We start from the raw sequence: 17755 nt of genomic DNA, 5'->3' as shown, positions 1-17755 counted from the left end.
GCGCCATTTCCAATAGCAAAAAGCCGAACGAATTATTCTATGTCTGAACAGAGTCAGCTGACTAACGGCAAGCGCCGTATTTTGGTAACCAGCGCGTTACCCTATGCCAACGGATCTATTCACCTGGGTCACTTGCTTGAACATATTCAAACCGATATCTGGACCCGTTTCCAGCGTTTACGCGGTCATGAATGTTACAGTGTTTGCGCCGATGATGCACACGGTACCCCGGTAATGCTTAAAGCGCAGGAGCTGGGTATTACGCCAGAAGAGATGGTTGCCAGAACCCGCGCTGAGCATCATCAGGATCTGCAGGACTTTTTTGTTGATTATAACAATTACTATGTCACGCACTCGCCAGAAAACAAGCAGTATTGCGAAGAGATCTATAATCGCCTGGACAAAGCCGGCTATATCAGCAAGCGCACCATTAACCAGTTGTTCGACCCTGAAAAGCAAATGTTCCTGCCGGATCGCTTTGTAAAAGGCACCTGCCCGAGCTGTAACGCAGAAGATCAAAACGGCGATAGCTGTGATGTGTGTGGTGCCACCTATAGCCCGACCGAAGTTAAAAACCCCCGCAGTGTGGTCTCGGGCGCTACCCCGGTATTAAAAGAATCTGAACATTTCTTTTTTGATTTGCCACAGTTTGAAGGCATGCTCAAAAGCTGGATCCGCTCTGGCGCCATTCAGGAAGAAATGGCCAATAAACTGCAGGAATGGTTTGAAGACGGCCTGCAACAGTGGGATATCAGCCGTGATGCGCCCTATTTTGGTTTCGAAATTCCGGGGGCGCCCAATAAGTTTTTCTATGTATGGGTAGATGCGCCGGTTGGTTACATGGCCAGCTTTAAAAACTTCTGCGACAACAACGATGTGGATTTTGACAGCTACTGGAATGCCGATTCCGATGCCGAGTTGTACCACTTTATCGGTAAAGACATTACTTATTTCCACTGTCTGTTTTGGCCGGCCATGCTCGAAGGCGCAGGTTACCGTAAGCCAACAGGGGTTAACATTCACGGGTTTGTTACCGTTAATGGCGCAAAAATGTCAAAGTCGCGCGGTACCTTTATTAAGGGCCGTACCTACCTGGATCACCTGGATCCGGAATATCTGCGCTATTACTTTGCCTCCAAGCTGGGCGACGGTGTGTACGATATCGATCTGAACTTCGAAGACTTTGCGCAAAAAGTGAATTCTGATCTGGTGGGTAAAGTGGTCAACATTGCCAGCCGCTGTGCCAGCTTTATTACCAAGCGCTTCGACGGCAAGTTGTCGGACAACGTATTAGAGCCTGAGTTAGTGGCGCAGTTTCAAAACGCCGCCGAGCCCATCGCCGAGCTCTTTGAAAAGCGTAAATACCATCAGGCCATTCGCGAAATTATGGCACTGGCCGACAAAGCCAATCAGTTTATTGATACCAATGCGCCCTGGGTAACCATAAAACAGGAAGATAAACAGCAATTTACTCACGACGTGTGCTCGCTGGGTATTAATATGTTCCGCCTTCTGGTGGTTTACCTGAAGCCGGTACTGCCGGTACTGGCCGAGAAAACCGAAGCGTTCCTCAATGACGAACTCACCTGGAGCAGTGCGCAAACCGTGTTAACCGGTCATGCCATCAATAAGTTTAAGCCCATGATGCAACGGGTAGAAATGGATAAAATTAACGCCATGATAGATGACTCAAAAGAAAGCCTGTCGGCCGAGCCTAAGCTCGATCCCAACAGCCCGCTGGCACAAGATCCCATTAGCCCGGAAATCACCTTTGAAGATTTCGCAAAAGTCGACTTCCGTGTCGCCAGAATCGCCAAGGCAGAGCATGTGGAAAAAGCCGATAAACTGCTGCGTCTGGAGCTTGATTTAGGCGGTGAAACCCGCCAGGTATTTGCCGGTATTAAATCGGCCTATGCGCCAGAAGATTTAATTGGCAAACACACGGTAATGGTCGCTAACTTAGCGCCGCGTAAAATGCGTTTTGGTATGTCAGAAGGCATGGTGATTGCCGCCGGTCCGGGTGGAAAAGATATTTTCATTCTGGAGCCCCACGACGGTGCCAAGCCAGGCATGCGGGTGAAGTAAAGCGGCGCAAATAATTGTCGTTAACAATAAAAAGCGCCGGACTGGCGCTTTTTTTGTGCCGAAGGTGCCAGCGCTTTGCCAGCTCTCAGCATACCGTTTTCAACACTCAGCATTAACCCATCAAAACAATTCCGCTGACTCCATAATGTCAAGTTTAGCCAACACATTCGTTTTTATGTCATGCAGCAAGGAGTTATCCATAAGCACACTGTCTAAGGTACTTATAACAAAGTCGTAGTTAGTCGTCGGTGCATCGGTTGTCAGTAACTGTTGCATCCATAAATACATTTTTTCCTCACCGATTTTCTGCTCTACCAGCAACCAGATAAGCGGCGCATAGGTGTATACATACAGGTTCCTGTTGCCGTAATCTGTTGCCGACGTAATCGCGCTAACAGGCGTTAACCTTGTATCCTTCAGTGCGGCTAATTTTTTTTCAACATTCGCTTTAAAAATACTTTCGCCTATCAGCGCTTTGGTAAGTTTAAGCGCTAAATATTCGGCAAAGGACTCTGTTAGCATATCCCCCAGCTCAGAGTTAAATACCCGGTAAGTACCAAAGTAATAATGGCCAAATTCATGGGCGATGTAAGGCTTAAACCAATCTGCCTTTTCATCACTGATGATAGCTCCCAGCCCTCCCTCGGTATGGTTTATCGTCACAATGGTAGGATAAGTGACAAATGCCCAGTTATTCTTTTTTGAGATCGGTGTGGTGTGAATAAAAACAACGTTTTCGCCATAGGGAATGCCAAGCCTGTCCTGATAAAAATGTTCAAAAGAGGAAGTCAACTTACCAAACTCCACCATCTGCTGCTCAGAGAGGCCTGCATTCAAAAAGAAGCTACCATTCGATTCAGCAATGTCGAAGTCGCCGGCAAACAACATCAGTTGTACTGATGTTTGGCTGGTAAAATTGCCTGATGTACCCGACACTGGCGAACTGCCGTTAACATAGATAGATTGACAATCAGCACAGCTTATATTGATGTCATAGGTTAACGAGTCGTAGTACTTATCATTTTCCACGTCATACAACACCGGATACCATGCGGCTTGAAAACCATCGGCTCTTACGGTTTTGCCATTAAAGGCAATATTGCCCTTCCAATCACCATAATCACTGGCTTTTTGCATGTCGGATATAACGGGAAATTTACCGGTATATTTTACATTCAGCGTGTCAGGCAAAAACATGCCTTTACCTGTTTCCTCTGGCAGATAGTAGCCAAAGCTTTCAAATGAAAATTGGCGGTTATAACTTTTTCGGTAAGCATAATTAACGTTATCTTGCTCGTTTCTGAAATACTGGATGTTCATCCCCGAATTAATAAGGATAACGTAGTTATTCAGCTTGGGCAGGTGGCTTAGCTTAAAATCAGCATCGATGGTGCCCTGCTTAACAGAGACAACCATTGTGCCCGTTAGCGTGGGGGGTTCGGCAAACACCCATGGCGAAAACAGCATAAAAATAAAAACAGATAAGAGCTTCATTAACGTCCCTGAAATTAGCGCAAAATATTGGCAATACGATATAGTAAATTCACATGCAAAACAAAAAAGGTAAATCCATGCTCAATAGAATACTCATAAGCTCAATACTCTTTGCAGTATTGGCAACACCGACGGTCGCCCGGGCAGACGATAAAGCAGATTTGCAACACCTTTTGGATGAGTTTCTGACCGGACAAACACAAGCACTGCATGAGCAATTCTGGGCAGACGATCTGGTGTACACCTCGTCAAATGGCACGCGATTTGGTAAAGCAGAAATTATGGCTGGCTTTAAGTCAAGCGAAGAGCAAAACGCGCAACAAACTGAAGACACGCCAAGCATGACGTTTTCGGGCACCGATGTGGATATTCGGCTTTATGACGACATGGCAATCGTGGCGTTTAAATTAATTGCCAATCAAGCAGGCAAGGTATTTGCCACTTACTTAAATACCGGCACTTTTCAAAAACGTAGCGGCAAGTGGAAAGCCATCGCCTGGCAGGCCACCAAAGTCCCCTGAAGAACCGGTGACAACAGCCTGTGTTATACCCGGCATTATCTTGTAAGCGTGATGCTACCGACCTTTTTAGCGCCCTCTTTTTTGCGCCTCGAATAACCAATAATTTGCGCTGGCAGGTAAGGTTAAGTCCGTTTGATACCCTGTCTGGCCAGTGCCGGGCTAGGTATCAGATTTTCGGTTACGTTGATACGACGAGTACGACGTGGCACCCACGGTGGAAAATCGCGGTTTCATTTTCCATTTGGGTTTTACGGTAGTCATATTGAGGGTGCGCTTGCGAGCCAGCAGGACGTATACCGACGAACACCACGGGCAGTATTTGCTGCACCATTGTTGCCATGCGGCCGGTTGGCCACCGGTATGACTATTAAAGAGCATCGAAAACAAAATATGCCGGTGCTCGACAATTTCAAAGCCCAACAATTGTAACCAGTCCTTTATTCTGCCGGCAGAAAAAAAGCGCGCCTGGTGCAGCACGTTACCACGCTTTATTGGCAGGTATTTGGCCAGCCCGGTTAAGCTGTATGGATTAAACCCACTGATGATCACGTAACCATTAGAGGTAATCGTGCGGTCTATCTCGCGTAAAATTTCGTGGGGATCCTGGGCAAAATCCAGCTCATTGGCCAGTAAAAAACCGTCTATACTGTTTTCTACATAAGGCAGATTATCCGAACGCGATATCAGCGTGGTAAAGGGCGACTGCAGGGGAGACTGGTGTACCTGCAAACGAATGGCACATGACGGCAGTTCAATCTGGCTACTTAAACTGCCCAGCTTTACCATATGGTAGCCGAACACGCGCTGACTGAGATCGTCGCACACCCCCGCAATGGCCTGCTGCAACTCTTCGCCACCGGGTAACTCTGACCAGGTTTTAGGGTAAGCTAATGGTTTCGGATTAAACGCTGATCTCATAGGTGCCTGTTATCGATTAACTGACCTGCATGTGTTGCATGCAGCAATACATCTTTTATAGTATCTAAGCAACTCACTATAACTCACGGACTACATAATGCCCACCAATAGCTTTCCAGCAGAATTAACGGTCACACCTATTCCCGCATTCGATGACAACTATATTTGGTGTTTACATAATGAGCAGTATGCGGTCGTTGTCGACCCTGGGAAGGCCGAGCCGGTGCAGGCATTTTGTGAGCGCCATAATCTGCAACTGGCGGCAATATTAATTACCCATCACCATCACGATCACACCGGTGGCATTTCCACCCTGACCAGTTCGGTCAACGATCTGCCGGTGATTGGCCCGCGCGGCGGCCACATTAGCGGCATTACTAAGTCTGTGGCCCAGGGCGATATGGTAAAACTGGCCTTAATTAACTGTGAGTTCAGCGTATTGGAGGTACCCGGCCATACCCTCGATCATATTGCGTTTGTCGGGCACAACGCGCTGTTTTGTGGTGATACCTTGTTTTCTGTCGGCTGCGGCCGGTTGTTCGAGGGCACGCCCGGGCAAATGCACCGCTCACTCAACAAAATAAAGCGCTTGCCAGCGTCTACCGTTATTTACTGTACCCACGAATATACCCAGGCCAACGTTAACTTTGCGCTGGCGGTGGAGCCCGAAAACCAGGCGTTATTGCAATACAACCAGTGGGTAAAAAACACTCGCGAGCAGCAGTTGCCTACCCTGCCCACCCAGCTTTCCACCCAACTCGAGATTAACCCGTTTTTACGCTGTACCAGCGCGGCGGTAAAAGCATCGGTTATTTCGCACGCAGGCACTGAACTTTCTGACGAAATTGCCGTCTTTACTCATCTCAGGCAGTGGAAAGATAACTTTTAGTCTGCACAGAGAGCAGCGGTTATCGCTAAGTCGACCGCAGTATTAGCGTCAACAGGATGCATTAACGCACTAATTTGCGTACACTGTACTGGCTTTTGAATTATCTAAGGGTTCGTTGTTACATGAAATTTACGTTGTCTGCTCTCCCCTTGCTCGTAGTAACGTTACTTACGGGTTGTCAGTTAACCGACACAGCAGAGCAGGCCCAGCCCCAAATTGCTGAAAATCGCGCAGACACTCGCTCCACCTGCGAAATCGCCCACACTGATATTAACGATCAGGCCGACTGCGAACTCGCCAACGAGGGAGTCATCGAAGTCATGCACCCTACCGAAGAGGTAGAGGTAGAAATTACCCCGGCCGAAGAAGCCGTTGAGCCGGTGGTTATTGAGAATTTATGGTTACGTGCCAGCAATCAGTTTACCTTTGAGATCCCCGACAACCGACGCGTCGAAGCGCAGCGTAACTGGTATCTTAAGCATCCGGCATATATGGCCCGGGTATCAAAACGCGCCAGACCATTTTTGTACCATATCGTGCAGCAAATCGAAGCCCGGGATATGCCCCTCGAACTGGTATTATTACCGATTGTAGAGAGTGCATTTGATCCCTTCGCTTATTCACATGGTCGCGCAGCGGGTATGTGGCAGTTTATTCCGGGAACCGCTAAACGCTTTGGCATCGGGCAAACCTGGTGGTACGACGGTCGCCGCGACGTTATAGCCTCAACCAAAGGCGCCCTCGACTATCTGACTTATCTCCATGATATGTTTGACGGCAATTGGCTCCATGCACTGGCCGCCTATAACAGTGGCGAAGGTCGTGTCGGTAAAGCCATTAAACGCAATCAAAAAGCCGGCAAGCCCACTGACTTTTGGTCATTGGATCTACCGCGCGAGACACGCGCTTACGTACCTAAGCTGTTAGCCCTGGCCGATATCTTAAAAAATCATGAGCAGTATGCTTTTGAGTGGCCCGAAATTGACAACGCACCGGTTATTGCCACCGTCGATACAGGCTCACAGCTCGATCTGGCGCTGGCAGCTGACCTGGCTGGTATGGATTTACAATCGCTGCATGCGCTTAATCCTGGCTATAATCGCTGGGCTACCGATCCCGACGGCCCGCACCGATTAGTCTTACCCTTAGATAAAGCGGAGTTATTCAGCACCCAACTGGCCAGCCTCGACACCCAAAAGCGGCTCAACTGGGTTCGCCACGAAGTCAAATCCGGTGATAGCCTGCTTAAACTGGCTAAAGATTACCACACCACCGTTGACGTCATTCAGCGCATTAATGACATCAAAGGCAACATGATCCGCGTGGGCGATCACCTGATGGTACCGGTGGCGCTTAAAAAGCTGGACGCCTATTCGTTGTCGCAGGATCAGCGCCTGGCCTCCACTCAGAATAAAAAGCGTGGCAGTTACCAGCTCACCCATGAAGTAAAGTCAGGCGACACGCTGTGGGATATTAGCCGCAAATACAAAATCAACAGCCGTTCACTGGCAAAGTGGAATGGCATGGCGCCCACCGATCCGCTGATGCCGGGGAAAACTCTGGTGATATGGGTAAATGAAGCCAGCGATGAGCAAAAGCGCGATGCCATTATGCGTACGCTCACCTACACGGTAAGACGGGGCGATTCACTGGCACGCATTGCGCAAAAATTTAACTTGCGCACCAGCGACATTACCAAGTGGAATAATCTTAACCCTAAGAAATACCTGCAACCCGGACAAAAGCTTACATTGCATGTTGATGTTACCCGCCTGCGCAATGTCGGCTAATCACTAAGGGGCCCTATGTTCAGAATCAACCGGACGAATCTGCGCAACAGTCATGAAGGCCCCTGGTTACTGCTCGACATGGTTATGTTGGGCCTGCTACTGCTGAATCTGGCATTTTTGCTGTTTGACGGCCTGTACGGCACTGCGTTTATCCGCGACACACTCAGCGCCTGGTCACCCGCGTTTGTGACGTTTTATGAGCCCATTCATAAAAACTTCATCCTCGTCGACTTTGTATTTATTTGTATCTTTTTAACCGAGTTTTTTGTGCGCTGGGCAGTCGCAATAAAAACCGAAGAATACCTGCGCTGGTACTTTTTTCCGTTTATTCGCTGGTATGATTTAGTGGGCTGTATTCCCCTTGGCGGTACGCGGATTTTCAGGTTTTTGCGCATATTTTCCATTTTGTACCGGCTTCACAAAAACCAAATCATCGACTTAAATGATACTGGCATTTACCGTTTTTTCGCGTTTTACTACGATGTGTTTGTGGAAGAGCTCAGCGACCGTATTGTGGTTAAAGTACTCTCCGATGCGCAGCAGGACATTGCCGCTGGCTCACCGTTAATCGAAGACATCACCGAAAACGTACTGGCCCCGCGTCGCCCGGTTATCAGTTCGTGGTTATCCAACATGGTCAATCATTTAGGCCAGTCCATCAACGATAGCCAGCATGGCGATGTTATTCGCCGCCATGTGAAAGACAGCGTGGGTAAAGCGGTGCGCGAAAATGCTCAGGTCTCTACCCTGTCCTACGTGCCGGTTGTGGGCCGCACAATTGAAACTACCCTGGAAAACGCGGTTACCGACATTGTTACCGCCTCTATCGTTAATTTACTCACCGATCTGGAAGCTAAAGACGTAGAGGACTTTGTATCATCAGGCCTGAAAGATTTTACCCCGCAGGAGCAAAATCTCGATCAGGAGTTTTTACTGGTCGTTAATGAATGTATCGAAGCCATTAAAGGCCATGTTTCCCAACAACGCTGGAAATCTCAATTAGTTGAAAAACAAATGCAAAAGAAAGCAGCCAAAGCCAAACGCAAGCAAGTGATAGACGATACCGATGTTAGCCAGCTTTGAACTCAAAATTCCACCGGTGGTGGTATTCACTATTGCCCTGATGCTAACCAGCGGTGCCGCCTGGTTAGATATCCTGCCCCTGCCTCATCCGTTGAGACCGCTGGGTTTTGTTTTGTTTATCGCAGGGGGCGCTATTGGTATCACGGGTGTGGTTGCCTTTCGTCAACATCACACCACGGTTAACCCCTATTCACCGCACAAAGCCAGTCGTTTGGTCGACAGTGGCATTTTTGCCTATAGCCGCAACCCTATGTATCTCGGGTTAGTTGTGGCGATTGTAGGCTTTGCCTTTATTCTGCGTGAAGCCTGCGGTTTTCTTTTTGCTTTGCTAACCTTTATTTACTTACAACGGTTTCAGATTATCCCCGAAGAACGCACTATGCGGGAGTTGTTCGGGGAGGAATTTGACGACTATTGCCAGCGCACCAAACGCTGGTACGGCCGTAATGACTGAAGCAGTAAGGTAAGCAGCTGGCAAAGTGCGGCCGGGCCTGGTTCTATGTGTCGTTTGCAGACATCATATTACCCAGGGTTTTTAATGCGGCCAGGCGCGTGTCCGGGTCACGATCGATATAGTTAAAGCGCAGGCAATTGCGGTATTTACCCGTCGCCGAAAACATCTGGCCCGGCGCTAAAATAATACCTTGTTGTTTGGCCTGCTCGGCTAACCGGGTGGCATCAAACCTGTCGGGCAGCGCCACCCATAACACAAAGCCGCCTTCGGGATAGCTTACCCGCGTCCCCTCCGGAAAACACGCCTCGATCCCTTTGAGCATGCCGTCTCTGGCCTTACGATACAAAACCCGCATGGCGCGTAAATGCCGCTCATAACCGCCCTGGCGAATAAAACTGGCAATCGCTAATTGTGGCAGGGTTGGACACATTGAACTGCTCACGTATTTAATATGCAATACCTTGTCCCGGTACCGCCCCGGCGCAATCCAGCCAACCCGAAAGCCGGGGGCGAGGCTTTTCGAAAACGACGAACACAACAGCACCCGGCCGTCCGTATCGAAGGATTTTATGGTTTTAGGCCGCGGGTAATCAAAGGCAATATCACCGTATATGTCATCTTCGATGATGGCGACATCGTACTCCTGGGCAAGTTGATAGAGAGCCTGCTTTTTGGCCAGGGGCATCACATAGCCCTGTGGATTATTCACCGTGGGTGTCACCAGAATCGCCTTTACCGGCCACTGATCAAGGGCCAGTTTAAGCGCTTCAATGCTCATGCCGGCAACCGAATCGGTGGGGATCTCCAGCGCTTTTAAATTCGCCGCTTTGATGGCCTGCATGGCACCATAAAAACCCGGCGATTCAACCGCAATAACATCGCCATTTTCGGCCACCGAACGTAAACACACCGACAAGGCCTCCTGACAACCGGAGGTTACCACAAAATCACCGGCCTCAAGATGACTCCCTGCCCCGGCGGCTAAACGTGACAGTTGCTCACGTAAGCCCAAATCGCCCTGGATATTGCCGTAGCTCATGCCGTCCTGGGCACGATGACGATTGAGCTCGTACAGGCTCTTTAACAGTGGTTTTAATGTGGGCGCCGTCATAATTGGCATGGCATACTGAAACTCACAAAACGTCTCACCGCCGTAACCGGTTAGCATGTCGAGCACATCTTCCCACAGCGACACATCCATAGGCCGTTGCGGCGGCTGCGATTCTGCCGGGCGGGCAATACGCTCGCGTAGCTGTGCTACAAAATACCCGGAGCGGGCACGAGCCTCAATCAGGCCTTCCTGCTCTAGCACACGGTAGGCTTCCTGAACGGTAGACAAACTCACCCCATGCTCAGCAGCTAACTGTCGTACTGACGGCAGTTTATCGCCGGGCGCAAAATGCCCCATCTGAATATGTTCCTTAAGCCGCCCGGCCAAATGCAGATATCGAATCATCAGCTACTCACCCATCTACCATCGATCACCAACCATACAAAATACTATACCTCACAATTAGTACCGCCATCACCATACAGATAAGGCCATTTATCACCATACAGTTCAGCCTATGGCATTTCTGTATGGTAATTTTTTGCAACCACTGCCCCTAAAACCATACAGTGCAATCACCTATATTATCGCTGTGACACCACACAGTGCCTTTTGGGGCACACTAATAACTCAGCCTGACGGAATATAAAATGGACACCTCGTTACTTTTTGGCATTGCGACCTTTGCATTTATCACCTCGGTGACTCCCGGGCCAAACAATTTAATGTTACTGGCCTCCGGTGCACAATTTGGCTATGTACGCACGCTCCCCCATATTGCTGGTATTGTGGTTGGTGTGGCCATGCTAATGCTGTGTGTCCTGCTTGGGCTTGGCATCTTATTCAGTTTGTACCCGGGCCTGTACTCACTATTAAATGTTGCCGGCGCGGCCTATTTACTCTGGCTCGCTTATAAAATTGCCAGCGGTCCGGTAACGGCTATCGATGCCACTGAACAGGGCAACAGTAAACCTCTGACCTGGTGGCAGGCGGCGCTGTTTCAGTTTGTAAACCCAAAAGCCTGGATGATGGCGCTGGGCAGCGTTAGTACCTTTAGTTTGCCCGGCGAGGATTATGCATTGTCCGGCGCCACTATTATGCTGGCCTTTGCCATCATCGGCTTTGCGTCTGTCTCGGTTTGGGCCGGTACCGGCGCCACATTGCGGACCTGGCTAAATAACCCTATCCGACGTCGCGGTTTTAACCTCATCATGGGCGCTGCCACAGCGGCAACCTTGTTGCTTATTATCGACGTTTAACGGCTTACCACCTTGCACACAGTGACAAAGTCTCAGCGAAGTTCATCAAGGCCAAAAAAAAGCCCCGGCAATGGATTTATCATTGCCGGGGCTTTTTTGTGTATTTTTACTTTCTGTTTGCTGCGAGACTATTACTTATGGCGTTACTGGCGGCGCCAGCTCGTGCCACCAGCTCCGTCTTCAAGCACGATGCCCATTGCCGTAAGTTTATCGCGGGCCGCGTCTGCCGCGTTCCAGTCTTTGGCTGCACGGGCATCGTTTCGCGCTTTAATGAGCGCTTCGATTTCGGCCACTTCGCCATCGTTGCCTGATTGTAAAAAGGCTTCTGGATCGCGTTGCAAAAAGCCTAAAATGCCGCCAATCCCCTTGAGCACAGCCGCCAGTTTACCGGCTTCCAGGGCGCCGTCTTCGCCTTGCGACTTAAACTTATTTAAATCGCGGGCCAAATCAAACAATACTGAGTAGGCTTCGGGGACGTTCAGATCATCATTCATGGCTTGCTCGAAGCGTTCGAGATAACCCCCGTAGCTGAGATCGGTCACGCTATCGATTTTTACACCCCGTAACGCAGTATATAAACGTTCCAGCGCTGATTTGGCCTGATCGATGTTATCCTGCGAATAGCTTAACTGGCTGCGGTAATGCGCCGACATCAGGAAAAATCGCAAAATTTCGGCGTCATGCTCGGCCAGTACATCGCGCAGGGTAAAAAAGTTGCCCAATGATTTGGACATTTTTTCATCGTTTACCTGCACCATACCGGTGTGCATCCAGGTATTCACATACGGCGTGTCAAAGGCGCAGCATGACTGAGCCACTTCGTTTTCGTGGTGGGGAAAGGTTAAATCTGAGCCGCCGCCATGAATATCAAAGTGTTTACCAAGGTGCTTGTGATTCATGGCGCTACACTCAATGTGCCAGCCCGGACGGCCCTCGCCCCAGGGAGATGACCACGCAGGCTCACCCGCTTTGGCCATTTTCCATAGCACAAAATCCAGCGGATCATCTTTGCCTGCCGCAACTTCGACCCGGGCGCCGGATTGCAGCTGCTCCAGATTCTGACGGCTTAACTTGCCGTAGTCAGCAAACTTGCTAACATCAAACAATACATCGCCGCTGCTGGCCTGATAAGCATAGCCTTTGTTTATCAGCTGCTGAATAACATCAATAATTTCGTTAATGTGACCGGTCACGCGTGGCTCAATGTCTGGCTCAATCAGGTTAAGCGCGGCAAAATCCTCGTGCATCATGGCGATAGTGCGTTCGGTCAGGGCCTCTGTGGTTTCGCCGTTTTGTGCGGCGCGGGCAATAATTTTATCGTCCACGTCGGTGATGTTACGCACGTAGTTAACGTCATAGTCGAGGTGGCGTAGATAGCGCACCAGTACATCAAAGCTTAAATAGGTACGGGCATGACCCATGTGGCTGAGGTCGTATACGGTTATGCCACAAACATAGAGTCCCACCTTCCCTTCGACCAGCGGTTCGAAACGCTCTTTTTGACGGGTTTTGGTGTTAAACAGTTGCAACATAGTCCTAATTTCCTCATTAACCTTTTTCGGTGGCGAAGTTTAGCACTGTAAATGCATCCTGACCACGCCGGGCGCGGAGTTATCTGTCAGATATTACAGTAAAACATCATTAGGTGGTTTTGAGGGGTTTTAGCGCTGTCTCATTTGGGCTACTATTGGCGCTTTATTCAGATAGCCAATAATCGAGAGAAGGTTAAACACTATGGTGACGTTTAAAACTAACTACGGCGACATTACCCTGGAATTGTATGCCGACAAAGCGCCAAAAACTGTTGAAAATTTTCTGTCTTATGTGAAAGACGGTTTTTACGACAACACAATATTTCACCGAGTGATTGATGGCTTTATGATCCAGGGCGGCGGCATGACCGCAGACATGGAACAAAAAGAAACCAAAGCGCCAATCGAAAACGAAGCCAATAACGGTGTTGCCAATGAAGCAGGCACTGTGGCGATGGCGCGTACTAACGATCCGCACTCTGCTACGGCACAGTTCTTTATTAATGTTAAAGACAACGATTTCCTGAACTTCTCAAGCGAATCGGCGAGCGGATGGGGATACTGCGTATTTGGTAAAGTGACCGACGGTATGGACGTGGTTGAAAAAATCAAGAATGTTAAAACCGGTAATTATGGCTATCACCAGGATGTGCCGGTTGAGGCGGTTGTCATTGAGCAAGCGATTATCACGGAATAACCACTCAGTGTTGAGACATTCAGCACGCTTCAGGAGGGAGTCCGTTGGCTCCCTTTTTCATGTCTTCACTAGCTAGTATCCTATGCCATTTACCTATTTTATTGCAGATATACATTTAAGCGCTGAGCGAGAAGATATTACGCAATGTCTGCTGGATTTTATTGCCAACGACGCGCCCGAAGCAGAAGCCCTGTATGTGCTTGGTGATTTGTTTGAGTTTTGGCTGGGCGACGACGATGTAACCCCCTTATCAGAAACTGTTGCAAGGGCGTTTAAGAAACTGTCTGCCACGACGCCGGTTTATTTTATTCATGGCAACCGCGACTTTGCTATTCGTTCTGGTTGGGCGAAAAAAGCCGGCATGACATTACTGCCTGAGCAGTATGTTATCGATTTATATGGTATTAAAACCTTGATTATGCACGGCGACGAGCTCTGCACGCTGGATGTGGAATATCAAAAGTTTCGCAAGAAAGCCCGTGGCTGGTGGTGGCCAAGGTTAGTCGGCGCACTGCCATTATGGCTGCGCCGCAAACTCGCCGCCAAAGGCCGTAAAACAAGCCAAAGCAACCAACAACAACTAACCGCTGAAATTATGGATGTGGTACAGGAGGAAGTGGTTTACGTCATGAACAAGCACACTGTACAGCAGTTAATTCATGGCCATACACACCGCCCTAATATTCATTCGTTAGTAGTAAATGGTAAGCCTGCTCACCGTATCGTGGTGGGTGACTGGTATACCCAGGGTAGCGTGCTACGAGTAAGTAGCGGGGATATCCGCCTGGAACGGCGTATGTTTAACGGCCAGTAAAGCACCAGCAGCCTGCAATGGCTGCTGGTGACCTGCATTTATGTATTTGATAGTTGTTCCACGGCAGCAATGACTTTTGCTGATCCTTGTTCAATATCACTAATCGACATTTTGGTTTCTTCTAATTGCGTGGTGACCTTGTCGAGAATGTCCAGGCCCTGCTTTATCGTCCCCACCACGTCTTTGGTCGACTGATCATTACGCGAAAATACCGTCATGATCTCCTTGGTAGAATCCGTTGTTCTGGACGCTAACTCTCTTACCTCATCGGCCACCACCGCGAATCCTCTGCCCTGATCGCCCGCCCGGGCGGCCTCTATAGCAGCGTTTAATGCCAGTAAGTTGGTTTGATCAGCAATGGCACTAATAGCACTGACCATTTGATTGAGCGCTGAAGACTGTTGTTCCAGCTCGCCAATTTCGTTGGACGCTCGTTTCATTTGCTCGGTCAGGGCAACCAGCGTTGTCACCATTTTACTCATCAACTGCTGGCTTTTCTCCGCATTAATGCCGGTTTCGCCAGACATCTGAGAGGCCATTTTAGCTGCATCATTGACGCGCTGCTCTTGCTTAACCTTGTCGGTAATATTGGTGGCGAACTTAACCACCTTGTAGACTTTTCCTTTGCCATCAAACACCGGGTTGTATGTTGCTTCCAGCCACACAGACTGGCCGTGCTTATCCACCCGTTCAAACCGGTTTGATAAAAACCTGCCCTGGGCCAGATTTTGCCAAAAGTGTTTATACTCAGCACTTTCTGCCATTGCCCTGGTACAAAAAATACTGTGGTGCTTGTCTTTTATTTCATTAAGTGAATAGCCCATGGTCTGCAAAAATGGCGTGTTCGCATTAATGATGTGACCGGTAGGGGTAAACTCTATGATAGCCATAGAGCGATCCAACGCCTTCATGATATCGTCACTTTTTCGCGAATTTTGCATTTCTGCGGTCAGGTTTTTAGCGAAGATATCAAAGCGGATACACTGCCCTTTGCTATTCAGGAAAGGTTGCAATGTCACCATTAGCGAAAACGTCTCATTACCTTGATTTAAATCGATAAGACCTGACCAATGTCGCTGCGCTTTAATGGCATCGACGAGCGCTTTATAATGGCTGCTTGCCCGCATGCTCTCTGCTACACATTGTGTAAAAGGCTTGCCGGTTAAGGCATTGGACCGAAGGTTCAGCGCGCTTTCTGCGTGTTGACTCACGTTCGCTATCTCGCCACCCGGAGCCAGCTCAAAATAGAGCATTTCGCTTTTAAGGCCGTTATACGCTTGTTTATATTCAGCCAGCTCTGCCAGCGCCTCGGCATAGTCGGCTTTTAATTGCTTGTAAAACATACAGTACTTTAATTGTTCAATATCAACTAAAGTATGACACAGCATTTAAAAATCGCTATATACCTTTAGTCTACTTTTATAATTACAAATTCTTGACCTTGGATGAGTCACAAAAACACTAAGCCGGAATACCGCTATGAAACTTAAAGTCCTCATCGGGAGACGATATCAGTTCGGTTTCGATATCACAAAAAAATGCGACGCGTGCGGATATATCCTCACCGGCTATTTTTTCCGCCAGGGTGAGATAATCCTGATAATGGCGCGCTTCTGAGCGTAACAGAGAATAATAAAAGTCTGACAGGCGTTTATCTACGTAGGGCACCAGCACGGCAAAACGCTCGCAGGAGCGGGCCTCAATATAGGCACCGCAAATGAGCTTATCGATAAGCGCCTGCGGTTCGTAAGTGCGCACATGGCGCAGCATACCGCGTGCATACCGGCTCGAACCCACCGATTCGTATTCAATGGCATATTCATCCATGATTTCCAGCACCTGATAAAAATGATGCAGCTCTTCCCTTATCAACAGCACCATTTTATCAATAAGCTCCTGGCTGTAAGGTGTGCCGGATTTGGGTAGCATGGCTTTATTCAGTTTTTCGTGCTTAGCCAGCTCCCGCCAGTCACCCACTTTACGGTAGGTAAAATCCTCAAAGGGTTTTAGCCATGCCAGTAAGGCATCGCCGCTTTGTTTATCTACCGCATATTTACGAATTAAATACATGGCTGACTGGGCTGCCTTCAACTCACACACCAGGTGATCCAGCAGCACCACGTGCAGATTTTCCGGCTTGATGGCTTCAGCAATCCAGCGCTGGGGGGTTTGACAGCCTAAAAACTGTCGAATAGGCAATAGTAACTCGTCCAAAATTGCGTCTCGTTAGCGTAATTGCAGGCATTATACCTGCTCGGTTATAAACCTAAAGGCAGTAAGTTAATAAGACGGCTTTACCGGGCATCGCGACATCAATCGCTTAAGGAGAATAGCGCCTCCTGCAACGCAAAACTGAGCCATGAGTATCTTTGTTTAAATTTCATGCAAAAGTCATTGACTTCATCTGGCAGATGGATAAGACTTAAATTGTTTAATATTTGTTAATTTAATAACAATTTAAAAACATCCTGCTGACTGTTTGATGCTCAAGGAACCAATATGATCCTGAACCACCTGTGGGGAATTTACACCCATCCTAAAGAAGAATGGCAAACGATAGATACGCGTCACGAAAACTATCTCTATGCGTTCAGCCATATCGCGATTATTGCTTTGATTCCGGCGATCGTTGGGTATTACTCAGCGGCGCACCTTGGCTGGAGCATTGGTGCAGGTGAGCTCATCAGGCTAACGCAGCAAAGCGCGTTATTAATGAGCCTGGCAATGTACTTTGGTTTAGTGACCGGCGTAGTAGCGCTGGCCGTACTGATTAATGAGCTGGCAAAGGCATTCGACGCCTCGCCCACTTACACGCAGTCACTTGAACTGGCCGCTTATACTGCAACACCGTTGTTTATGGTTGGATTTGCCGGGCTCTACCCTGAACTGTGGTTTATTATGACAATAGGCCTGGTGGGATTATCGTACTCTGTTTATCTGCTGTATTCCGGTGTGCCGATTATGCTGCACATTCCCGAAGAGAAAGGCTTTATTTATTCAAGCTCAGTGGTTACCTGCGGTCTGGTGTTGCTGGTGATATTAATGGCCGGTTCGGTGATTTTATGGAGCATGGGATTAGGCCCTATCTATAGCCACTAGGCCTGTTAGGGACTGTTGATTCTTAAAGCAGAAAGCCGTGCACCTGTTACTTTAACAGGGCACGGCTTT

General features: G+C 48.7%; 16 protein-coding genes. 10 read left to right on the top strand and 6 right to left on the bottom strand.

Annotated features, from left to right (window positions below; translation table 11 throughout):
- Nucleotides 1-39: 39 nt before the first annotated feature.
- Nucleotides 40-2085 (top strand): methionine--tRNA ligase, encoded by a 2046-nt coding sequence (metG, locus tag OIK42_RS07790; RefSeq protein ID WP_273639583.1) that lies wholly within the window; start codon nucleotides 40-42, stop codon nucleotides 2083-2085.
- Nucleotides 2086-2205: 120 nt separating this feature from the next.
- Here metG and OIK42_RS07785 read toward each other — a convergent pair whose 3' ends face one another.
- Nucleotides 2206-3579 (bottom strand): gluzincin family metallopeptidase, encoded by a 1374-nt coding sequence (locus tag OIK42_RS07785; RefSeq protein WP_273639582.1) that lies wholly within the window; start codon nucleotides 3577-3579, stop codon nucleotides 2206-2208.
- Nucleotides 3580-3632: 53 nt separating this feature from the next.
- Here OIK42_RS07785 and OIK42_RS07780 point away from each other — a divergent pair, with 53 nt between their 5' ends.
- Nucleotides 3633-4100 (top strand): nuclear transport factor 2 family protein, encoded by a 468-nt coding sequence (locus OIK42_RS07780; protein ID WP_273639581.1) that lies wholly within the window; start codon nucleotides 3633-3635, stop codon nucleotides 4098-4100.
- A gap of 159 nt (nucleotides 4101-4259) precedes the next feature.
- Here the strand turns inward: OIK42_RS07780 and OIK42_RS07775 are convergent, their stop codons facing one another.
- Nucleotides 4260-5018, bottom strand: coding sequence for a methyltransferase domain-containing protein (locus OIK42_RS07775; protein ID WP_273639580.1), 759 nt, complete (start codon nucleotides 5016-5018; stop codon nucleotides 4260-4262).
- A 97-nt stretch (nucleotides 5019-5115) separates the two neighbouring features.
- Between OIK42_RS07775 and gloB the strand changes: the two genes are divergently transcribed.
- The 4 genes from gloB to OIK42_RS07755 all read left to right on the top strand — a co-directional run bounded on the left by gloB (nucleotide 5116) and on the right by OIK42_RS07755 (nucleotide 9234).
- The gene (gene gloB, locus OIK42_RS07770; protein ID WP_273639579.1) at nucleotides 5116-5907 is read left to right on the top strand and encodes a hydroxyacylglutathione hydrolase; all 792 of its coding nucleotides are present in this window, start codon (nucleotides 5116-5118) and stop codon (nucleotides 5905-5907) included.
- A 122-nt stretch (nucleotides 5908-6029) separates the two neighbouring features.
- Nucleotides 6030-7697, top strand: a complete 1668-nt coding sequence (locus OIK42_RS07765) for a LysM peptidoglycan-binding domain-containing protein (protein WP_273639578.1) — start codon at nucleotides 6030-6032, stop codon at nucleotides 7695-7697.
- A gap of 15 nt (nucleotides 7698-7712) precedes the next feature.
- Nucleotides 7713-8780: an ion transporter gene (locus OIK42_RS07760; protein ID WP_273639577.1), complete on the top strand. Its 1068-nt coding sequence runs from the start codon at nucleotides 7713-7715 to the stop codon at nucleotides 8778-8780.
- On the top strand, nucleotides 8764-9234 hold the full coding sequence (locus OIK42_RS07755) for a methyltransferase family protein (RefSeq protein ID WP_273639576.1): 471 nt from the start codon (nucleotides 8764-8766) through the stop codon (nucleotides 9232-9234). Before OIK42_RS07760 ends, OIK42_RS07755 begins: the two co-directional genes overlap by 17 nt.
- 43 nt (nucleotides 9235-9277) lie before the next feature.
- Here the strand turns inward: OIK42_RS07755 and OIK42_RS07750 are convergent, their stop codons facing one another.
- Complete coding sequence (locus OIK42_RS07750; RefSeq protein WP_273639575.1) at nucleotides 9278-10690, bottom strand: aminotransferase-like domain-containing protein; 1413 nt, start codon at nucleotides 10688-10690, stop codon at nucleotides 9278-9280.
- A 245-nt stretch (nucleotides 10691-10935) separates the two neighbouring features.
- Between OIK42_RS07750 and OIK42_RS07745 the strand changes: the two genes are divergently transcribed.
- Nucleotides 10936-11544: a LysE family translocator gene (locus OIK42_RS07745; protein WP_273639574.1), complete on the top strand. Its 609-nt coding sequence runs from the start codon at nucleotides 10936-10938 to the stop codon at nucleotides 11542-11544.
- 143 nt (nucleotides 11545-11687) lie between these two features.
- Here OIK42_RS07745 and cysS read toward each other — a convergent pair whose 3' ends face one another.
- The gene (cysS, locus tag OIK42_RS07740; protein WP_273639573.1) at nucleotides 11688-13076 is read right to left on the bottom strand and encodes a cysteine--tRNA ligase; all 1389 of its coding nucleotides are present in this window, start codon (nucleotides 13074-13076) and stop codon (nucleotides 11688-11690) included.
- A 202-nt stretch (nucleotides 13077-13278) separates the two neighbouring features.
- Between cysS and OIK42_RS07735 the strand changes: the two genes are divergently transcribed.
- Entirely contained in the window at nucleotides 13279-13773 is a 495-nt protein-coding gene (locus OIK42_RS07735; protein ID WP_273639572.1) for a peptidylprolyl isomerase, read from the top strand.
- Nucleotides 13774-13855: 82 nt separating this feature from the next.
- A complete protein-coding gene (lpxH, locus tag OIK42_RS07730) occupies nucleotides 13856-14587 on the top strand; it encodes a UDP-2,3-diacylglucosamine diphosphatase (protein ID WP_273639571.1) in 732 nt (243 codons plus the stop codon).
- Nucleotides 14588-14625: 38 nt separating this feature from the next.
- Here the strand turns inward: lpxH and OIK42_RS07725 are convergent, their stop codons facing one another.
- Together OIK42_RS07725 and miaE are read right to left on the bottom strand one after the other, a co-directional pair.
- On the bottom strand, nucleotides 14626-15930 hold the full coding sequence (locus OIK42_RS07725) for a methyl-accepting chemotaxis protein (protein WP_273639570.1): 1305 nt from the start codon (nucleotides 15928-15930) through the stop codon (nucleotides 14626-14628).
- Between the two features lie 118 nt (nucleotides 15931-16048).
- The gene (gene miaE, locus OIK42_RS07720) at nucleotides 16049-16801 is read right to left on the bottom strand and encodes a tRNA isopentenyl-2-thiomethyl-A-37 hydroxylase MiaE (RefSeq protein ID WP_273639569.1); all 753 of its coding nucleotides are present in this window, start codon (nucleotides 16799-16801) and stop codon (nucleotides 16049-16051) included.
- Between the two features lie 285 nt (nucleotides 16802-17086).
- Here miaE and OIK42_RS07715 point away from each other — a divergent pair, with 285 nt between their 5' ends.
- On the top strand, nucleotides 17087-17686 hold the full coding sequence (locus OIK42_RS07715) for a Yip1 family protein (protein WP_273639568.1): 600 nt from the start codon (nucleotides 17087-17089) through the stop codon (nucleotides 17684-17686).
- The last annotated feature ends 69 nt before the right edge of the window (nucleotides 17687-17755 follow it).

Source organism: Alteromonas gilva (assembly GCF_028595265.1).
In the GTDB taxonomy this organism is placed as follows: domain Bacteria; phylum Pseudomonadota; class Gammaproteobacteria; order Enterobacterales; family Alteromonadaceae; genus Alteromonas; species Alteromonas gilva.
The sequence above is the reverse complement of the archived record's forward strand: the minus strand, read 5'-3'. Positions and strand labels throughout refer to the sequence as shown.

What these genes read in the sequence shown, in the direction of transcription:
- metG (WP_273639583.1), top strand. Translation starts at nt 40, where the DNA reads ATGTCTGAACAGAGTCAGCTGACTAACGGCAAGCGCCGTATTTTGGTA.
- OIK42_RS07785 (WP_273639582.1), bottom strand. Translation starts at nt 3,579, where the DNA reads ATGAAGCTCTTATCTGTTTTTATTTTTATGCTGTTTTCGCCATGGGTG.
- OIK42_RS07780 (WP_273639581.1), top strand. Translation starts at nt 3,633, where the DNA reads ATGCAAAACAAAAAAGGTAAATCCATGCTCAATAGAATACTCATAAGC.
- OIK42_RS07775 (WP_273639580.1), bottom strand. Translation starts at nt 5,018, where the DNA reads ATGAGATCAGCGTTTAATCCGAAACCATTAGCTTACCCTAAAACCTGG.
- gloB (WP_273639579.1), top strand. Translation starts at nt 5,116, where the DNA reads ATGCCCACCAATAGCTTTCCAGCAGAATTAACGGTCACACCTATTCCC.
- OIK42_RS07765 (WP_273639578.1), top strand. Translation starts at nt 6,030, where the DNA reads ATGAAATTTACGTTGTCTGCTCTCCCCTTGCTCGTAGTAACGTTACTT.
- OIK42_RS07760 (WP_273639577.1), top strand. Translation starts at nt 7,713, where the DNA reads ATGTTCAGAATCAACCGGACGAATCTGCGCAACAGTCATGAAGGCCCC.
- OIK42_RS07755 (WP_273639576.1), top strand. Translation starts at nt 8,764, where the DNA reads ATGTTAGCCAGCTTTGAACTCAAAATTCCACCGGTGGTGGTATTCACT.
- OIK42_RS07750 (WP_273639575.1), bottom strand. Translation starts at nt 10,690, where the DNA reads ATGATTCGATATCTGCATTTGGCCGGGCGGCTTAAGGAACATATTCAG.
- OIK42_RS07745 (WP_273639574.1), top strand. Translation starts at nt 10,936, where the DNA reads ATGGACACCTCGTTACTTTTTGGCATTGCGACCTTTGCATTTATCACC.
- cysS (WP_273639573.1), bottom strand. Translation starts at nt 13,076, where the DNA reads ATGTTGCAACTGTTTAACACCAAAACCCGTCAAAAAGAGCGTTTCGAA.
- OIK42_RS07735 (WP_273639572.1), top strand. Translation starts at nt 13,279, where the DNA reads ATGGTGACGTTTAAAACTAACTACGGCGACATTACCCTGGAATTGTAT.
- lpxH (WP_273639571.1), top strand. Translation starts at nt 13,856, where the DNA reads ATGCCATTTACCTATTTTATTGCAGATATACATTTAAGCGCTGAGCGA.
- OIK42_RS07725 (WP_273639570.1), bottom strand. Translation starts at nt 15,930, where the DNA reads ATGTTTTACAAGCAATTAAAAGCCGACTATGCCGAGGCGCTGGCAGAG.
- OIK42_RS07715 (WP_273639568.1), top strand. Translation starts at nt 17,087, where the DNA reads ATGATCCTGAACCACCTGTGGGGAATTTACACCCATCCTAAAGAAGAA.